Annotated in this window: 17 protein-coding genes and 1 tRNA gene; 8 read left to right on the plus strand and 10 right to left on the minus strand. The window is 68.2% G+C overall.

The genetic code is table 11. The features are described 5' to 3' along the window. Nucleotides 1–33 precede the first annotated feature (33 nt). Nucleotides 34–456, plus strand: coding sequence for an NUDIX hydrolase (locus CQ045_RS08135; RefSeq protein WP_105722529.1), 423 nt, complete (start codon nt 34–36; stop codon nt 454–456). 31 nt (nt 457–487) lie between these two features. On the opposite strand, the gene CQ045_RS08140 is transcribed toward CQ045_RS08135, so the two are convergent. Together CQ045_RS08140 and CQ045_RS08145 are read right to left on the minus strand one after the other, a co-directional pair. Next, nucleotides 488–943 carry an aminoacyl-tRNA deacylase gene (locus CQ045_RS08140; RefSeq protein WP_181156497.1) on the minus strand — a complete coding sequence of 152 codons (456 nt, stop codon included), beginning with the start codon at nt 941–943 and terminating at the stop codon, nt 488–490. 56 nt (nt 944–999) lie between these two features. After that, entirely contained in the window at nt 1,000–1,506 is a 507-nt protein-coding gene (locus CQ045_RS08145) for a DNA helicase (RefSeq protein WP_105723202.1), read from the minus strand. 144 nt (nt 1,507–1,650) lie between these two features. Here CQ045_RS08145 and CQ045_RS08150 point away from each other — a divergent pair, with 144 nt between their 5' ends. From CQ045_RS08150 to CQ045_RS19110, 3 genes are all read left to right on the plus strand, one after another. Further along, nucleotides 1,651–2,208, plus strand: a complete 558-nt coding sequence (locus CQ045_RS08150; protein WP_105722531.1) for a peptidylprolyl isomerase — start codon at nt 1,651–1,653, stop codon at nt 2,206–2,208. Between the two features lie 21 nt (nt 2,209–2,229). Beyond that, the gene (locus CQ045_RS08155; protein ID WP_105722533.1) at nt 2,230–3,123 is read left to right on the plus strand and encodes a rhomboid family intramembrane serine protease; all 894 of its coding nucleotides are present in this window, start codon (nt 2,230–2,232) and stop codon (nt 3,121–3,123) included. Between the two features lie 585 nt (nt 3,124–3,708). Further along, nucleotides 3,709–4,212: a helix-turn-helix transcriptional regulator gene (locus tag CQ045_RS19110; RefSeq protein WP_308737013.1), complete on the plus strand. Its 504-nt coding sequence runs from the start codon at nt 3,709–3,711 to the stop codon at nt 4,210–4,212. Nucleotides 4,213–4,280: 68 nt separating this feature from the next. Here the strand turns inward: CQ045_RS19110 and CQ045_RS08165 are convergent, their stop codons facing one another. Next, the gene (locus CQ045_RS08165; protein WP_091028134.1) at nt 4,281–4,520 is read right to left on the minus strand and encodes a cell division protein CrgA; all 240 of its coding nucleotides are present in this window, start codon (nt 4,518–4,520) and stop codon (nt 4,281–4,283) included. 103 nt (nt 4,521–4,623) lie between these two features. Between CQ045_RS08165 and CQ045_RS08170 the strand changes: the two genes are divergently transcribed. Genes CQ045_RS08170 through CQ045_RS08175 form a run of 3 tightly spaced genes read left to right on the plus strand, consistent with a single transcriptional unit; the run spans nt 4,624 to nt 6,231 of the window. Then, the gene (locus tag CQ045_RS08170) at nt 4,624–5,418 is read left to right on the plus strand and encodes a class E sortase (RefSeq protein WP_105722535.1); all 795 of its coding nucleotides are present in this window, start codon (nt 4,624–4,626) and stop codon (nt 5,416–5,418) included. A 28-nt stretch (nt 5,419–5,446) separates the two neighbouring features. Next, nucleotides 5,447–5,602, plus strand: a complete 156-nt coding sequence (locus tag CQ045_RS18810; protein WP_046747986.1) for a membrane protein — start codon at nt 5,447–5,449, stop codon at nt 5,600–5,602. Further along, nucleotides 5,599–6,231: an aminodeoxychorismate/anthranilate synthase component II gene (locus tag CQ045_RS08175; RefSeq protein ID WP_105722537.1), complete on the plus strand. Its 633-nt coding sequence runs from the start codon at nt 5,599–5,601 to the stop codon at nt 6,229–6,231. Before CQ045_RS18810 ends, CQ045_RS08175 begins: the two co-directional genes overlap by 4 nt. Before the next feature lie 30 nt (nt 6,232–6,261). Here the strand turns inward: CQ045_RS08175 and pknB are convergent, their stop codons facing one another. The 7 genes from pknB to CQ045_RS08210 are packed head-to-tail and all read right to left on the minus strand — an operon-like array spanning nt 6,262 to nt 15,116. Continuing rightward, the gene (pknB, locus tag CQ045_RS08180) at nt 6,262–7,950 is read right to left on the minus strand and encodes a Stk1 family PASTA domain-containing Ser/Thr kinase (protein ID WP_105722539.1); all 1,689 of its coding nucleotides are present in this window, start codon (nt 7,948–7,950) and stop codon (nt 6,262–6,264) included. 48 nt (nt 7,951–7,998) lie between these two features. Then, on the minus strand, nt 7,999–9,729 hold the full coding sequence (locus CQ045_RS08185) for a protein kinase (RefSeq protein ID WP_258131001.1): 1,731 nt from the start codon (nt 9,727–9,729) through the stop codon (nt 7,999–8,001). Then, nucleotides 9,726–11,180, minus strand: a complete 1,455-nt coding sequence (locus CQ045_RS08190) for a penicillin-binding transpeptidase domain-containing protein (RefSeq protein WP_105722544.1) — start codon at nt 11,178–11,180, stop codon at nt 9,726–9,728. The genes CQ045_RS08185 and CQ045_RS08190 overlap by 4 nt, the downstream gene beginning before the upstream one ends. Nucleotide 11,181: 1 nt before the next feature. Continuing rightward, nucleotides 11,182–12,567: an FtsW/RodA/SpoVE family cell cycle protein gene (locus tag CQ045_RS08195; protein WP_105722546.1), complete on the minus strand. Its 1,386-nt coding sequence runs from the start codon at nt 12,565–12,567 to the stop codon at nt 11,182–11,184. Beyond that, nucleotides 12,564–13,868 (minus strand): PP2C family serine/threonine-protein phosphatase, encoded by a 1,305-nt coding sequence (locus tag CQ045_RS08200; protein ID WP_105722548.1) that lies wholly within the window; start codon nt 13,866–13,868, stop codon nt 12,564–12,566. The genes CQ045_RS08195 and CQ045_RS08200 overlap by 4 nt, the downstream gene beginning before the upstream one ends. A gap of 7 nt (nt 13,869–13,875) precedes the next feature. Then, a complete protein-coding gene (locus CQ045_RS08205) occupies nt 13,876–14,391 on the minus strand; it encodes an FHA domain-containing protein (protein ID WP_105722550.1) in 516 nt (171 codons plus the stop codon). After that, complete coding sequence (locus tag CQ045_RS08210; RefSeq protein ID WP_105722553.1) at nt 14,388–15,116, minus strand: DUF3662 and FHA domain-containing protein; 729 nt, start codon at nt 15,114–15,116, stop codon at nt 14,388–14,390. The genes CQ045_RS08205 and CQ045_RS08210 overlap by 4 nt, the downstream gene beginning before the upstream one ends. Before the next feature lie 145 nt (nt 15,117–15,261). Between CQ045_RS08210 and CQ045_RS08215 the strand changes: the two genes are divergently transcribed. Further along, nucleotides 15,262–15,344: transfer RNA gene (locus CQ045_RS08215), tRNA-Leu, on the plus strand. Nucleotides 15,345–15,379 lie beyond the last annotated feature (35 nt).

The following is a 15,379-nucleotide window of genomic DNA, read 5'->3' on the forward strand; positions in this document are numbered from 1 at the left end:
CGGCGGCCTCCGCCGACGGATAGTGTGTGAGCCATGGACCTGCGTGTCGCGGCGTACGCGGTCGTCACCGATGACGACGGACGGTTGTTGTTGGCGCGCTGGACCGAGGGACGTCGCGTGGCGTGGACGATGCCCGGCGGTGGTATCGAGCCCGGTGAGTCACCGGAGGATGCGGTGCGCCGCGAGCTCCGGGAGGAGACCGGCTACACCGTGAAGGTCGGCGAGCTCCTCGGCATCCACTCCCGGGTGATCCCCGCCGGACGTCGCGTGCAGAAGGCCGCACAGCCGCTGCACACCCTGCGCATCGTGTACCGCGCCGAGGTCACCGGAGGGAAGCTCCGCTTCGAGACGGACGGTTCGACCGACATGGCCGAGTGGTTCCCGCTGAAGGCCGTCGCGGAGTTGCAGCGCGTGAAGCTCGTCGACATCGCCCTGAGGATGGCCGGCATCCTCTGATCGGATCCGCGATCCCGAACTCGTCGAAGGCTCAGCGATCCTCGGGCACCGAGATGTCGGCGACGGTGGCTCCGTAGGCGGAGATCAAGTCGTCCGCCTCCACGAAGAGGCTGTATCCGTGCGCCCCGGCACCCATGGCGATGCGCTGTCCGACGATCGACTCGTCGGCGTAGATCGGCCAGTCGGTGATGCTGCCGATCGGCACGATGGTGCCCCGTTCGTAGCCGGTGGCCGCGAGTGCCAGCTCGGGCTCGGGCAGGCGCAGCTTGTTCACGCCGACCAGCGCGCGGAGCTTCGGCCAGGAGATCGAGCGACCGCCGGGGACGAGGGCGAACAGGAAGGTGTCGTCCGAGCGCTTCACGACGAGGGTCTTCACGATGCCGGAGGGCGGGATGCCGAGGAGCTCGGCGGCCTCGAACAGGCTTCCGGCCGCGGGGCGTTCACGGATCTCGATGTCGAGACCCCGCGCACGGGCGGCCTCGCGCACCCGTGCATGCTGATCGCCTCCGTCACCAGGGGCGACGGAGGCGAGATCAGAGTGGTTCACGCGTCAGGAGCTGCGAGCGGGTCGTCCGCGACCCAGAGCTCATCGTCGGCACGCAGCGTCTGCCATGCGGCGTAGAGCACGCCGACGGCTGCGGCTGCCCCGAGGATGATCGCGATGACGGAACCGAGACCCGGTCCGGACTTCTGCTTCTTGCCGAAATCGCCCCGACGCGCCGGTGCGGCCACGCCGTGGCGCTTGGCGTTGGCGACATCCCACGCGGTGAGGGCCGAACCGACGACGCCGCCCACGATGGGAACGAACTTGTCGTCGACGACGTGCTTGCCGATCTTCACGCCGCGGTCGACGACCGGGGCGACACGGCGGTTGTACGTGTCCTGGATGACCGGGACGACCTGCTCACGATTGAGGTTGCCGAGCTGACGTCCGGCCTCTCGGGCGACATCGGCGGCGTGACCGACGAGCACCTGCTGGTTCTCCCAGAGCTGGTTCGCGTCGTTCTGAAGACGACGCAGTTCCTTCTTCCGCTTGCGGCTGAGGCTCACGATGCTCTCCTGTCCATTGGAGTACGGGTTCCCCATCTTGCCACGAGAGCCTGGAAGGCGGGCGGGAATCGCCCGGCCCTTGCGCCATCGACCGATCCGGGGTACACCGGGCGAACTCACCGGAAGCTCTGAGAGAATGAAGGCATGGCTCACGCTTCCCACGTCGCAACTCTGCACACCAACCACGGTGACATCGTCATCAACCTCTTCGGGGATCATGCACCGAAGACGGTCAAGAACTTCGTCGGCCTCGCCGACGGCACCCAGGAGTGGACCGATCCCGCCACCGGCAAGCCGGGCGAGGGTCCCCTCTACAAGGACGTCATCTTCCACCGCATCATCCCGAACTTCATGATCCAGGGCGGCGACCCGCTCGGTCAGGGCGTCGGCGGCCCCGGCTACAACTTCGACGACGAGATCAACATGGAGCTCAACTTCGAGGCTCCCTACATCCTCGCGATGGCCAACGCCGGCCTGCGTCGCAACGCGATCACGGGCAAGCCCGAGGGCACCAACGGCTCGCAGTTCTTCATCACCACCGACCCGACGCCGTGGCTGCAGGGCAAGCACACCATCTTCGGTGAGGTCGCCGACGACGCGTCCCGTGCCGTCGTCGACGCGATCGGTGCCGTGCAGACCGGTCCCGGCGACCGCCCGGTGGAGCCGGTCGTGCTGCAGTCGATCGACATCGTCGCGGCCTGACGACAGCTGCGGCCGATCCGGATGACGACGCCTGAGTTCACGAGCAATCGCGACAACTTCTGCTACCGGCATCCGGATCGGCAGAGCTTCGTGCTCTGTCAGCGGTGCATGCGCACCATCTGCCCCGAGTGCCAGACCCAGGCGCCTGTCGGCGTCATCTGCCCCGAGTGCATGAACGCCGATCGGAAGAGCCGCACGCCTGCGCAGAAGAAGGCGGCGCGGCGGTGGGGCAATGGCAACGGCGCGACCATGGCGATGGCGCGCAGCGGCAAACCCGTCGTCACCTATGCGCTGCTCGCGGTGACCTCGTTCATCGGCCTGGTGCAGCTGATCCCGGGCATCGGCACCGAGATCACCCGCCAGCTGCTCTTCGCGGCACCGTATCTCTACCCGAACCTCTTCCCGCTCCCGTTCGAGCCGTGGCGCCTGCTCACCGCGATGTTCGTGCACGGCAGCTTCATCCACCTGGCGCTGAACATGCTCGCGCTGTGGATGCTCGGGCAGAGCCTCGAACCCATGCTCGGCCGCGCCCGCTTCCTCGCCATCTACCTGATCAGTGGATTCGGCGGATCCGTGATGGTCGCCTGCCTCGCACCCGGCACCTCCACGGTCGGTGCCTCCGGAGCGATCTTCGGACTCATGGCCGCCCTGCTGATCATCGGCCGCCACATCGGTGCGAACGTCACCGGGCTCCTCGTGATCCTCGGCATCAACTTCGCCTTCGGATTCTTCGTCGGCAACATCGCCTGGCAGGCCCACCTCGGCGGCGCCATCGTCGGCGCCCTGGTCGCCCTCATCTACACCCGCACGAAGCGCCGCGATCAGCGCACCTGGCAGATCGTGCTGCTTGCCGCGCTCGTCGTCCTGTTGATCGTCGTGGTCGCTTTCGTTCCAGCGCTGGTCCTTTTGTCCTGATCCTGAGTTGTTAACAGGGTTGTTAACCCCTGTGAATAACACCGGTGTAATTCTCCCCAGGCTGTGGAGAGACCTGTGGATAACTCCGTCGGACCGTCGCCGGGTGCGTGCGTAAGTGAGTCCGCGTCCTGCTCGCTTCCGACCGGTATGTTCTCCTCGGTACGGAACCGGACACCGTCCTGCTCTCGATCGGCACGTAGAGACCAGGAGTCCCCTGCTCCGGATTGAGATCCTGAGATCAATGCGCGACATCCGGCTCCCATCCCCAGAACGGGCCGCGCGCAGAGTCGGGTATGGGGCGTCTCACCCCACGGTGCTCCCCATACCCGGTGTCGGGGCCCGAAGAGCACATCGTCACGTCTTCGAACGCGGTCGTGGCCTCGGGGCCCGGGAGTGACCGCATGACCCCATCACTGCGGGGTCGTGTCCATGAGCGCGAGGTTGTCGCAGGCATCCCGAGTCGGAAGGCGCGCGAGTCGTCTGGCGACACGTAACCTTATACTGACGCCCAGTCGGTCGGCGGGAGGGGAGATCGGGATCGTGCACGGCAATCGCGAAACGACACGCATCGACACAGAGGATCCGGTGGATGAGGAGGCTCCGCGTGCCGAGGATCTCATCGAGGAGATCGCGAAGGTGATCTATGTCGAGCAGTCGCGGGTGGGCCTGGTCCCCGAACAAGGAGGCGCTGACTGGGCGCAGATGCCCCCGCAGCGACGAGAACCGTGGATCCTGACCGCGCGCGCCGCATTCTCCGCCCTCGCAGCAGCGCGCACACACCTCGGAGGAGGAAGCCGGGCTCGCATGGATGCTGACAGCTGCGCCTCGACTTCGCTCTCACCTCCCAGAGGCAGGCATCTGACGAAGCGCGAGCGCGGGATCCTGTCCTCATTGAGCGAGGACGCGACCATCCGGCAGATCGCCGTGCAGGAGTTCCTCTCCCGGAACACCGTCAAGACGCATGTGCGGAACATCTATCGCAAGCTCGGCGTCTCCGACCGTGCAGGGGCGGCAGCGGCGGCTCGCATGCTCGGCATCGGTCGAGAGGAGCACTCACCCGCCGAGCAGCAGGACTCGGCGGCCACGTGAGGGATGTTCCTGAGCAGACGAAAGGGCCCCTCGCGATGCGAGGGGCTCTTTCGGGAAGTGAGAGGTCGTCAGCGCCAGCGAGTGGTCATCAGGAAGCCGATGAGCGCGATGCCGAGGCCGATCGCGAGGTTCCAGTTGTCGAGACCCGGGATCGGGAACTGCATGCCGGAGATGTAGAACACCAGGATCCACGCGAGGCCGAGGAGCATGAAGCCGATCATCACCGGCTTGAACCAGACGGCGTTGGGAGCTGCCTCGCCTTCGGCGCGCTCGACGACGGGTTCTTCACTCTTGCGGTCACGTGCCATGCGGCCATTGTACCCATGACACCTCTCTTCCGACGAGGCCGCGATCGCAGTGACCGCGCCGATACGCGGGCATCCGTTCAGTGTTCCCGGATATGATCGCGGCATGACTGCTTCCGTCGTGCCTGGGGGGCGACGCCCGCGGCGAGAACGACCACGATCTCGCGCGACGTTCGCGAGCGTTCTCGGAGAGCTGTTCCTCACCGCCGGAGTCCTCGTCCTGCTGTTCGTCGCGTGGCAGATGTGGATCGGCGACATCATCATCAGCGCCCAGAAGAACGACGAGGGCGCGGCCATCTCGCAGGAGCTCGCTCAGGGCGAGGCCCCCGAGCTTCCGCCGACCACCGAGGCGCCCGACGGCACCACCGTGTACGTGCCGCCGGTGCCCGCGGCGCCGGCCGACGGCGCGTGGTTCGCGCAGATGCACATCCCCCGTTTCGGCGCCGACTACAACTACGGGATCTACGGGGGCACCAGCCGCGCTCGCACCCTCGACCAGAAGGGGATCGGCGTCTACACGAACTCGAAGATGCCCGGAGAGGTCGGCAACTTCTCGATGGCCGGACACCGCACCACCTGGGGCAAGCCGTTCAACCAGCTCGACAAACTGCAGCTCGACGACGCCATCGTCGTCGAGACGCCCGACGGCTGGTACACGTACCGCTTCCGGACGCTCGAGTACGTCACGCCCACTCAGACCGACGTGCTCGCCGACGTTCCGCAGATGCCCGAGCAGCAGACGGGCGAGCAGTACATCACCCTCACCGCATGCTCCCCGCTCTACTCCCTGGCCGAGCGCATCGTCGCCTACGGGGTGTTCGAGAGCTTCCAGCCCCGCGCCGAGGGCCCCCCGACCGCCCTGACCGATCCGCCGCCACCGCCGGCCGCGCCATCCGTGTGATCATGGACGCCCCCAAGGGAGAAGACTGATGTACGCCGCACTCTGGCGCCTGCTGCCCGGTCCGTGGTGGCTGCGTGTGCTCATCCTCGTGATCGTGATCGCCGCCGTGCTCTACGGGCTGTTCTGGTACGTGTTCCCGTGGGTGAGCCCGATCATCGCCCCGGGCGAGGTCGACGTCGAATGACGCGAGTCCTCGTGGTGGACAACCACGACAGCTTCGTGCACACGCTCGTCGGGTACCTCCGCGAGCTCGGCGCCGAGACCACGATCGTCGAGTCCGACGCCACGGACGCCGCGGAGATCGAGCGGATGCTTCCGGCGTACGACGCGTTGATGCTCTCCCCCGGGCCGGGTACGCCCGCGGATGCCGGGGCCTCGCTCGACGCGGTGCGGATCGCCGCACGGCTCCGCATGCCGACCCTCGGAGTGTGCCTCGGGCATCAGACGATCGGCGAGGCGTTCGGGGCGCCCGTCACCGCCGCACCGGAACTCATGCACGGCATGGTCTCCGCCGTCACCCACGACGGGTCGGCGCTGTTCACCGGCATCCCGTCGCCGTTCGACGTGGGGCGGTACCACTCCCTGGCGCTCGCAGCATCCGATCTCCCGCCCGAGTTCGTGGTCACCGCCTGGACCGAGAACGGAACGGTGATGGCTCTGGCGCATCGCGAACTGCCGCTGCTCGGGGTGCAGTTCCACCCGGAGAGCGTGCTCACGGAGGGCGGGTATCGGCTCCTCGCGAACTGGCTCGACCTGTGCGGCGATGCGGATGCCGTGGCGCGGTCGGAGGGTCTGCACCCGCTGTCGCGGTGATCGTGGGGGCGTCGGCCCGGTGCGCGGCGGCTAGCCGGTGCAGTGCCGGAGCTCGACGGGCGAGCCGATCGGCACGTCGCCCGGCGCCACCGACATGGAGTGCACGGTGGGCGGCTCGGTCGGCTGGCAGTCCGCCTCTGCGACGGGCACAGCGGTCAACCCGAGGTCGGTCAGATTGGCCGTGGCGGCGTCGACGGTCCAGCCGACGAGGTCGGTCAGAGTCACCTTCCCGCTCGCCACGACGAGGTTGATGACCGTGCCGGGATCCAACTCGGCTTCGGCCTTCTCGCTCGCGGAGATGACGGTGTCCGCAGCCAGGGCCTTGTCGTTCCGCTGGATGACCGTGCCGAGTTCGAGGCCTGCCGCCTTCAAGGCGTTCGTGGCATCGGCGAGAGCCATGCCCTCGATCTTCGGCATGACCACCGTCTCTTCACCCGACGAGACGTGCAGGGTGATCGTCGAGCCCTCCTCGACCGAGACTCCCGCCTCGGGGTCGGTGCGGATGACGTTGCCCTCGGCGATCTCGGAGCTGGACTCGATCACGATCTTCGACGTCAGGTCGAGCTTGGCGAGGTCGTCCTGTGCGCGCTCCGAGGAGACGTTCACGAGGTTCGGGATCACTCGGGAAGAGCTCGGCACCTCGGTCGGACGCATGCTGATAGTGACCACCCAGAACAGCACGGATGCCAGCAGCACGGCGAGCAGGGCGACTCCCGCCCAGATCCAGGCCACCGGGGGGCCGGACTGGGTCCGGGCCATGGTGGTGTCGGTGCTGAGCTGACGCAGCGATCGCGCCGTCTCCTGCGCCGCCCGCGGGCTCGGGCCGTACAGCTCGCTGGTCAGCGCGCCGAGTTCCTTGCGGCTCGGTGCGTTCCCGGCCACGGCGGCATCCAGCGCCGCACGGAAGTGCGCGGCATCCGGGTATCGCTGATACGGGTCCTTCGCGAGCGCGCGAAGGACGATCGGGTCGAGCGCGCCGGGGGCGTCTTCGTTCACCTCGGTCGGCGGGACCGGGGTCTCGCTGACGTGCTGGTACGCGACGGCCACCGGAGACTCGCCGCGGAACGGCTGGCGGCCGGTGAGCAGCTCGTAGAGGACGACACCGGTGGAATAGAGGTCGGCGCGCGCGTCGACCGGCTCGCCCTTCGCCTGCTCCGGCGAGAAGTAGGCGGCGGTGCCGATGATCTGCGTCGTCTCGGCCACGGTCGACGAGGAGTCGGAGACGGCTCGGGCGATACCGAAGTCCATCACCTTGACCTGGCCCTTGTCGGTCACCATCACGTTGCCGGGCTTGATGTCGCGGTGCACGACGCCGGCGCGGTGCGAGTAGTCGAGGGCCTCGAGGATGCCGTCGACGTAGCGCACCGCGTCGGCCACGGGCACGGGGCCCGCGGAGATGATGTTCTTCAGCAGCGTGCCCTTGACGAGCTCCATCACGATGTACGGCGGCTCGTCGGACGAGCTGTCGTTCGCCGAGGGATCTCCGGCGTCGAAGACCCGGACGATCGACGGGTGCGACATCCGCGAAGCGGCCTGCGCCTCCAGCCGGAACCGGGTGCGGAAAGCCGTGTCACGCGCCAGGTCGGGGTCGAGGATCTTGATCGCGACCTCGCGCCCGAGCGTCACGTCGTACCCGCGATAGACCTTCGCCATTCCGCCGTGCCCGATGAGCTCGTCGACGCGGTATCGACCCGCGATGACTCGTGGCTCTGTGGACACGGATGACCCCCCTGGGAACTGCTGTGTGTGACTGAACTGGACTAAAGATTACCCGTCGGCGCCGTCGTCACCGTCTCCGGGGGCGGGGGCCGCCACGATCGGGACCGAGAGCGGCGGGGAGGCGGCGGAGGTGCGCTGGTCGCCACCGGAGCACATGCCCTGGTAGGTGACAATGAGCTGCTGGCCCTCGGCATCCGCGACCTTCACCTGGGTGTTGCGCTGCGTCGGCTGGAAGTTCGGTCCGCCCGACACGAAGGTGCCGTTCTGGAGCGAGACGACGTAGCCCGAGAGCGTCGTGCCGCTGGGGCATGTGAAGCCGGTGCCCCAGGAGATCGTCACGGTGCTGCCCGCCACCGGGTCGCCCGTGATGGTGGGCGCGTCGGTCGGCGTCGGCAGGCCGGCGCGCGCGGCGTAGATCGTGAGGGTGATCGACTGGGTCGTCTCGACGTTCCCCGAGGGGTCGACGCGGTAGACCTTGCCGACCTCGGCGTCGGTGGGTGCGGGATCGCCGTCGACGCAGGTGATGTCGCTCGAGAAACCGGCACCGGTGAGCGTGGACGTGGCGGTGCCGCAGTCCATGCCGCCCAGGTTCAGCGCCGTGACGTCGACGCGCGTGACCTCGGGGGTCGGCGTCTCGGACGGGGTCTGCGACTGCGTCTGGGTGTTCGTCGGCGTGCCCGTCGGATCGGCGTCGCCGCCCTGGTTCGCCAGCATCGCCCACACCGTCCCGCCGAGCACGATCACCAGCAGGGCGATCAGTGCGATCAGCGGCCAGGTCCACGGGCTGCGCTTCTTCTTCTTCTCCTCCTCCGCGGCTTCCTCGGTGGGGAGCTGGGCGGTGGTGGGGAGGATGCGCGTGGCGCCGTCATCACCGGAGGCGTTCAGCATCCGGGTCGCGTCGTCGTTGCCGGCGATGCCGCCGGTCGCGATCGCAGGAACGGCGATCGCCGCGGAGTTCAGGTCGCCGCGGCGCAGGGCCTGGGCCGCGCGTGCGACGGTCGCGGACGAGGACGGCCGATCGGCCGGCTTCTTCGCGATCATCGCCATGACGAGGTTCTGCACCGGGATCGGCACGGTCGGCGGCAGGGGCGGCGGCTGCTCGTTGATCTGCGCCATCGCGATGGCCACCTGCGACTCGCCCGTGAACGGACGCTTGCCCGCCAGGCACTCGTACGCGACGATGCCGAGCGAATAGGTGTCGGTGGCGGGCGATGCCGGGTGTCCGGACGCCTGCTCCGGCGACAGGTACTGCACCGTGCCCATGACCTGGCCGGTCGCGGTCAGCGGCACCTGGTCGGCGATGCGGGCGATGCCGAAGTCGGTGATCTTCACGCGGCCGTCAGGTGTGATCAGCAGGTTGCCCGGCTTGATGTCGCGGTGCACGAGGCCGGCGGCGTGGGCGGCCTGCAGAGCGGATGCCGTCTGGGCGACGATGTCGAGCGTCTTGTCGGCGCTCAGCGCACCGTCGCGTTCGAGCACGGTCGAGAGCGCCTCGCCGGGCACCAGCTCCATGACGAGATACGCGCTGCCGTTCTCCTCGCCGTAGTCGAACACGCTGGCGATGCCCTCATGGTTGACGAGAGCAGCGTGCCGCGCTTCCGCACGGAACCGCTCGAGGAACCCGGGGTCCCCCATGTACTCGTCCTTGAGGATCTTGATGGCGACGGTACGTCCGATGACGTGATCCGTCGCTTCCCACACCTCGCCCATGCCACCGATCGCGATCCGCGACTGCAGCTCGTAACGACCACCGAACGACACACCCTGCGTCGGCCTCATCTGCCCAGCACCGCCTCTATGACCTTCTTCGCAATCGGAGCGGCGATGGTGTCGCCGCTACCTGATTGTCCCTGTCCGCCGCCGTCTTCGACGACGACCGCTACTGCGACCGCGGGGTCGTCCGCCGGCGCAAAACCGGTGAACCACAACGTGTGCGGCCTGTTTCCGTTCTCTGCGGTTCCCGTCTTACCGGCCACGTCGATCCCGTCTATTCTTGCACCCTGGGCCGCGCCCGTTGCGACGCTCGCCACCATCGCTGCGGTCACGTCGTTCGCCACGTCGGCGTCCATCGCACGGCCGAACTCGGTGTCCTCGAACGCCTTGATGACCGACAGGTCGTTGCCGATCACGGCGTCCACCATCCTCGGGTTCATGACCACGCCGTCGTTCGCGAGTCCGGCGGAGACCATGGCCATCTGCAGCGGTGTCGCGGTCACCTGGCCCTGGCCGAATCCGGTCAGCGCGGTCTGCGCGTCGTCGAGGGCCCGAGGGTAGCTCGACGGCGTCGACTTCAGCGGCGTCTCGAAGGACTGGTTGAACCCGAGCTTGTCGGCCATCTCGCGGATCGTGTCGTCGCCGAGCTCGACCGCGAGCTCGGCCATCGGGATGTTGCAGCTGAGCCGGATCGCCTCCGCGATCGTGACCGTGTCTCCGGGGCCGCACTTCCCGCCCCAGGCGTTCGACACGCGACTGGACGAGCCGGGCAGCGTGTAGGTGATCGGGTTCGGCAGGGTCGACTGCGGCGTCCAGTTGCCGCTGGCGTAGGCCGCCGCGGCGACGACGACCTTGAACGTCGAGCCGGGGGGATTGAGGTCGCCCGCGATGGCCCGGTTGGACAGCGGCTTGTTCGGGTCGGCGACCAGCTGGTCGTACGTGGAGTTCGCGGCATCCGCATCGTGGGTCGCCATCAGGTTGGTGTCGAACCCGGGGGTCGACACCATGGCCAGGATGCGTCCGGTCTTCGGGTCGATCGCGACGACCGCCCCCTTGAGCCCGCCGAGTGCCTCGTACGCGGCCCGCTGCGCCGCCGTGTTCAGCGACAGCTCGACGCTGTAGCCGCGCTGCGGCTGACCGGACAGGATGCGCTCGACCTCGCCGAGGAACGCGTTGGCCCCGGTGCCGGACAGGTCGGCGTTCATCGCCTTCTCGATGCCGGTCCGCGAGTCGAGTGCCGCATTGAAGTACCCGGTGACCGGCGCCCACATCGGAGCATCCGCATAGACGCGCTGGAACTGGTACTGGTCGTCGCTCGGCACCGAGTTGGCGATGGCGACGCCGTCGACGATGATCGACCCGCGCTGGATCTCGTAACTGTCGAGCCGGGTGCGCTTGTTGTGGCTGTTCTGGGCGAGGCTGTCGGCCTCGACGACCTGGATCCAGCTGGACGCGGCGAACAGTGCGATGAACATGAACAGCATCACGATGCTGAGGCGACGGAGTTCTCTGGTCATGTCAGCCGATCACCACCCGGGGCTGGCGGCGCACGCCGTCGGAGATGCGCAGCAGCAGGGCCACGATGAGCCAGTTGGCCACGAGCGAGGATCCGCCGGCGGCGAGGAACGGGGTGGTCAGACCGGTCAGCGGGATGAGACGCGTGACACCGCCGACCATGATGAACACCTGCAGGGCGATCGTGAACGACAGCCCCGTGGCGAGCAGCTTGCCGAAGTCGTCCTGACCCGCCAGGCCGATGCGCATGCCGCGGCTGACGAACACCATGTAGAGGCAGAGGATCGCGAACAGCCCGATCAGGCCGAGCTCCTCGCCGAGGCTGGTGATGATGTAGTCGCTGTGCGCGAGCGGGGTCACCTCGGGGCGACCTTGACCCCAGCCCGTGCCGATGAGTCCGCCGCGCGCGAGACCGAACAGCCCCTGCATCGGCTGGTAGCCGGCGCCGTCGGGGTCGACCTGGTTCGCGTCGAACAGGAACAGCCAGTTGATGAATCGGCCCTGCACGTAGCTGAGGATCTGGGTCGCGAGGGCGACACCGGCGACCACCAGGGTCAGGCCGATGAGCACCCAGCTCGTCTTGCCGGTCGCCACGTAGAGCATCGCGACGAACATCCCGAAGATCAGGGTTCCGGTACCGAGGTCGCGCTGGAAGACGATGATGCCCAGCGAGATGATCCAGACGACGAGCACGGGTCCGAGTTCTCGCATCCGGGGCCAGGTGATGCCGAGGACCTTCTTGCCGACCGACGTCAGGCTCTCGCGGGTGCGCACCAGGTAGCCGGCGAAGAAGATGGCCAGGCAGATCTTGGCGAGCTCGCCCGGCTGGAACGCGAAGACGCCGCCGAGCGACACCCAGACCGCCGCGTTCGCATCGGCGATGCGCAGGCCCGGGACGAACGGCAGAAGCAGCAGCAGGATTCCGGCGAGGCCGAAGATGTAGGTGTACCGGAACAGGACCCGGTAGTTGCGCAGCAGGATCACGACGGCGATCGCACCGGCGAGCGAGATCGCCGTCCACGCGAGCTGCTTGGTCGAGTAGGCGTCCCAGCCGGTGTTCTTGAACGCGATGTCGATGCGGTAGATCATCGCGATGCCGAGGCCCGTGAGCAGCGTCGCGATCGGCACCACGAACGGGTCGGCGTCGGAGGCGACGAAGCGCAGCACGATGTGCAGGGCGAACGCGAGGGCCGCGAGCCCGCCGCCGATCGCGAGGATCATCGGGTCGATCACCCCGAGCGCGCCCAGCTGCACGAGGGTGAGGGCGGCGCCGCTGATCGCACACGCGAACAGCAGCAGCCAGAACTCGCGGTTGCGCTGCGTCTGCGGCATCCGCAGGCGTTTCAGTGCCTTGATGACGGTGGTGTCGGCCTGGACGTCGGTGCTCATCCGTCACCTCCGGCCGGGGTCTCGGTCGGGGTCGGCATCGGCGTGGGCAGCGGAGTCTGCTCGATCGCGTTCGCGTCGGCGCCCGCACGGAGCCGGTCGACGATCGCCATGGCGTCGGAGAGGGAGCGCGCGGTGATGGTGCGCTCCACCGAGGCCCGCTGATACGGCGGGAGGTTCGCGAGGAGGATGTCGGTGTCTTCGATCGGAGTCGACAGCGTGATCGGGCCGATGTTCTGCTGCACGCCCTGGAAGATCACGACGCTGTCCTCGTCGGCGCCGATGAAGTAGCGCGTCTGGGTCCAGCTGTAGGCCGCGAAGGCGGCGACGCCGAGCATCACGATCACCACGAGCGCTCCGGCGATCCAGCCGAGGCGACGGCGTTTGGCGCGACGGCGATCCTCCTCGATGAGCTCTTCGAGGTACTCGGGGGCCGGCTCGAAGTGGCTGGGCTCGTTCGCAGCCTGACGCACCGGGTGCAGCCAGTTGCCGCGCGGCGGGCGCACGGGCGGCACATACATGCCGGACGGGTTCGAGGCCGCGCCGACGACCGTGGGGGTGCCGGAGTGGATCGGATGCTGTCCGCCGACATCGACCAGGACGATCGTGACGTTGTCGGGAGCGCCGCCGTCGAGGGCCTGCTTCAGGAGGTTGTCGGCGGTGCGGCCCGGAGCGAGGCCGAGCTGCATGGCCTTGAGGATGTGGGGCTCGTCGACCACGCCGGAGAGTCCGTCGGAGCACAGCAGCCAGCGGTCGCCCGGCTGAGTGTGCATGACGAACATGTCGAGCTCGGGGTCGGAGTCCATGTCGCTGAGCACGCGCATGAGCACGGAGCGGCGGGGGTGGTAGCGCGCCTCCTCCGGGGTGATGCGGCCCGAGTCGACGAGCCGCTGCACGAAGGTGTGGTCCGCGGTGATCTGGGTCAGCGCCTCGTCGCGGTACAGGTAGATGCGCGAGTCGCCGATGTGGCCGATGACCGCGTACTCGTCGACCATGATGATCGCGCTGACGGTCGTGCCGAGTCCGGCCAGCTCCGGGCGGTCCTTGGCGGCGCGGATGAGATCGCCGGCCGCCGTGGTGACCGCCGCCTGCAGGGAGGCCTGCGCGTCTTCGGTCGACGCGTACGGCTGGTCGAGCGGCTCGAGGCGCTGGATCGCGATGCTGGAGGCGACATCTCCGCCGGCGTGCCCGCCCATGCCGTCGGCGACGACGAACAGGTTCGCTCCGGAGTAACCGGAGTCCTGGTTGTTGGAGCGGACCTTCCCGGTGTGGGAGATCGCGACGCTCGAGCCTTCGAAGACCATGCCGGCGTCAGGCTCGCAGCTCGAAGGTCGTGGCGCCCACCTTGATGGGGGTGCCGAGCGAGAGGGCGACGGGCGAGCCGGACACGCGCCGGCCCGCGACGAAGGTGCCGTTGGTGGAGTCGAGGTCCTGGATCGCCCAGCTGTCGCCGCGGAGCATCAGTCGGGCGTGATGGCTGGAGGTGTAGTCGTCGCGGATCACGAGAGCGGACTCGCTGGAGCGGCCGATGGTGAGCGAGTCGGCGCTGAGCGGCAGCTCGAGGCCCGCCTTGGGGCCCGAGGTGATCACGAGACGCTTCGCCGTGGCGACCGTGGCCGGTCCGGTCGAGGAGCGCGAGGATGCCGGCTTCGCGGCGGGTGCCGCAGCCGGCGCGGGGGCGGGCGCACCCGCGGTCGCCTCGGCCGGGAGCTTGCGCACCCGCACGCCGAAGAGGTCGGCGCGCAGGGAGTACACGACCCCGAACACGAAGAACCACATCAGGACGAGGAACCCGATGCGGAGCAGGAGGAGGATCAGTTCACTCATCCGAGGGCTCCGAACGCTCGGGTGGCGTCGTCACCCCGAGGCGCCGCGGGGCGCGAGGGAGTGGCGACCGGGACGATGCGGAACACCAGGTCGGTGCGGCCGATCGTGATCGTGGTGTCGGTGGGGAGGGCGGCCTCGCGGAGCTTCTGCCCGTTGACCTTCGTGCCGTTGGTCGAGCCGAGGTCGCGCATCATGGCGCGCTCGCCGTCCCACAGGATCTCGACGTGCTTGCGGCTCGAACCGGCATCCGCGATCGTGATGTCGGCATCCGATCCGCGGCCGATGACCGTCCGTGCGCGGGTGATCGAGTGGCGGCGGCCGTCGACGTCGACGACGGCCTGCCAGCTGACGCGACCCTCGACGGTGCCGGAGTTCACGTGCACGGTGCCGGTGGCGACCTTCTCGTCGGCCTCCAGGTTGACCGACAGGGGGCCTGCGAAGCTGTAGCCCTGCGCCTTGGCATGCTTGGCGAGGAGCGCGTGCAGCTCGTCGGTGAGGGCGCCGCCGAGGCCGCGCATCCGCTCCGCATCGTCGGGGCTGAGACGCACGACGAAGCTGTTGGGCGCGATGATGCGATCACGGCTCACGACCCCCGCCTTCGTATCGGCCTCACGCCGAAGCGCCGAGGCGATCTCCACCGGCTGAATGCCGCTGCGGAAGGTCTTCGCGAACGCGCTGTTCACTGCGCGCTCGAGACCCTTCTCAAAGCTGTCAAGTAGTCCCACTGGGCTCCTCTGGCATGCCGACCGGTAGGGACATCGTAGCCAGGTGTCCTGGGGGAACGCCGCCGATGACCGTTCGGGGGCGTGCAACAGGCGGTGAAATCGCGTGATATTGTGGGGAAGTTGAGTTCTTCGGAGCGAGACACACGCGCGAGTGGCGGAATGGTAGACGCGCTGGCTTCAGGTGCCAGTGTCCGTAAGGACGTGGGGGTTCAAGTCCCCCCTCGCGCACAGTAAAGGGTGTGTTGGTCTTCACAGCCCGGATG

The organism is Microbacterium sp. MYb66 (assembly GCF_002979435.1).
Taxonomy (GTDB): Bacteria; Actinomycetota; Actinomycetes; order Actinomycetales; family Microbacteriaceae; genus Microbacterium.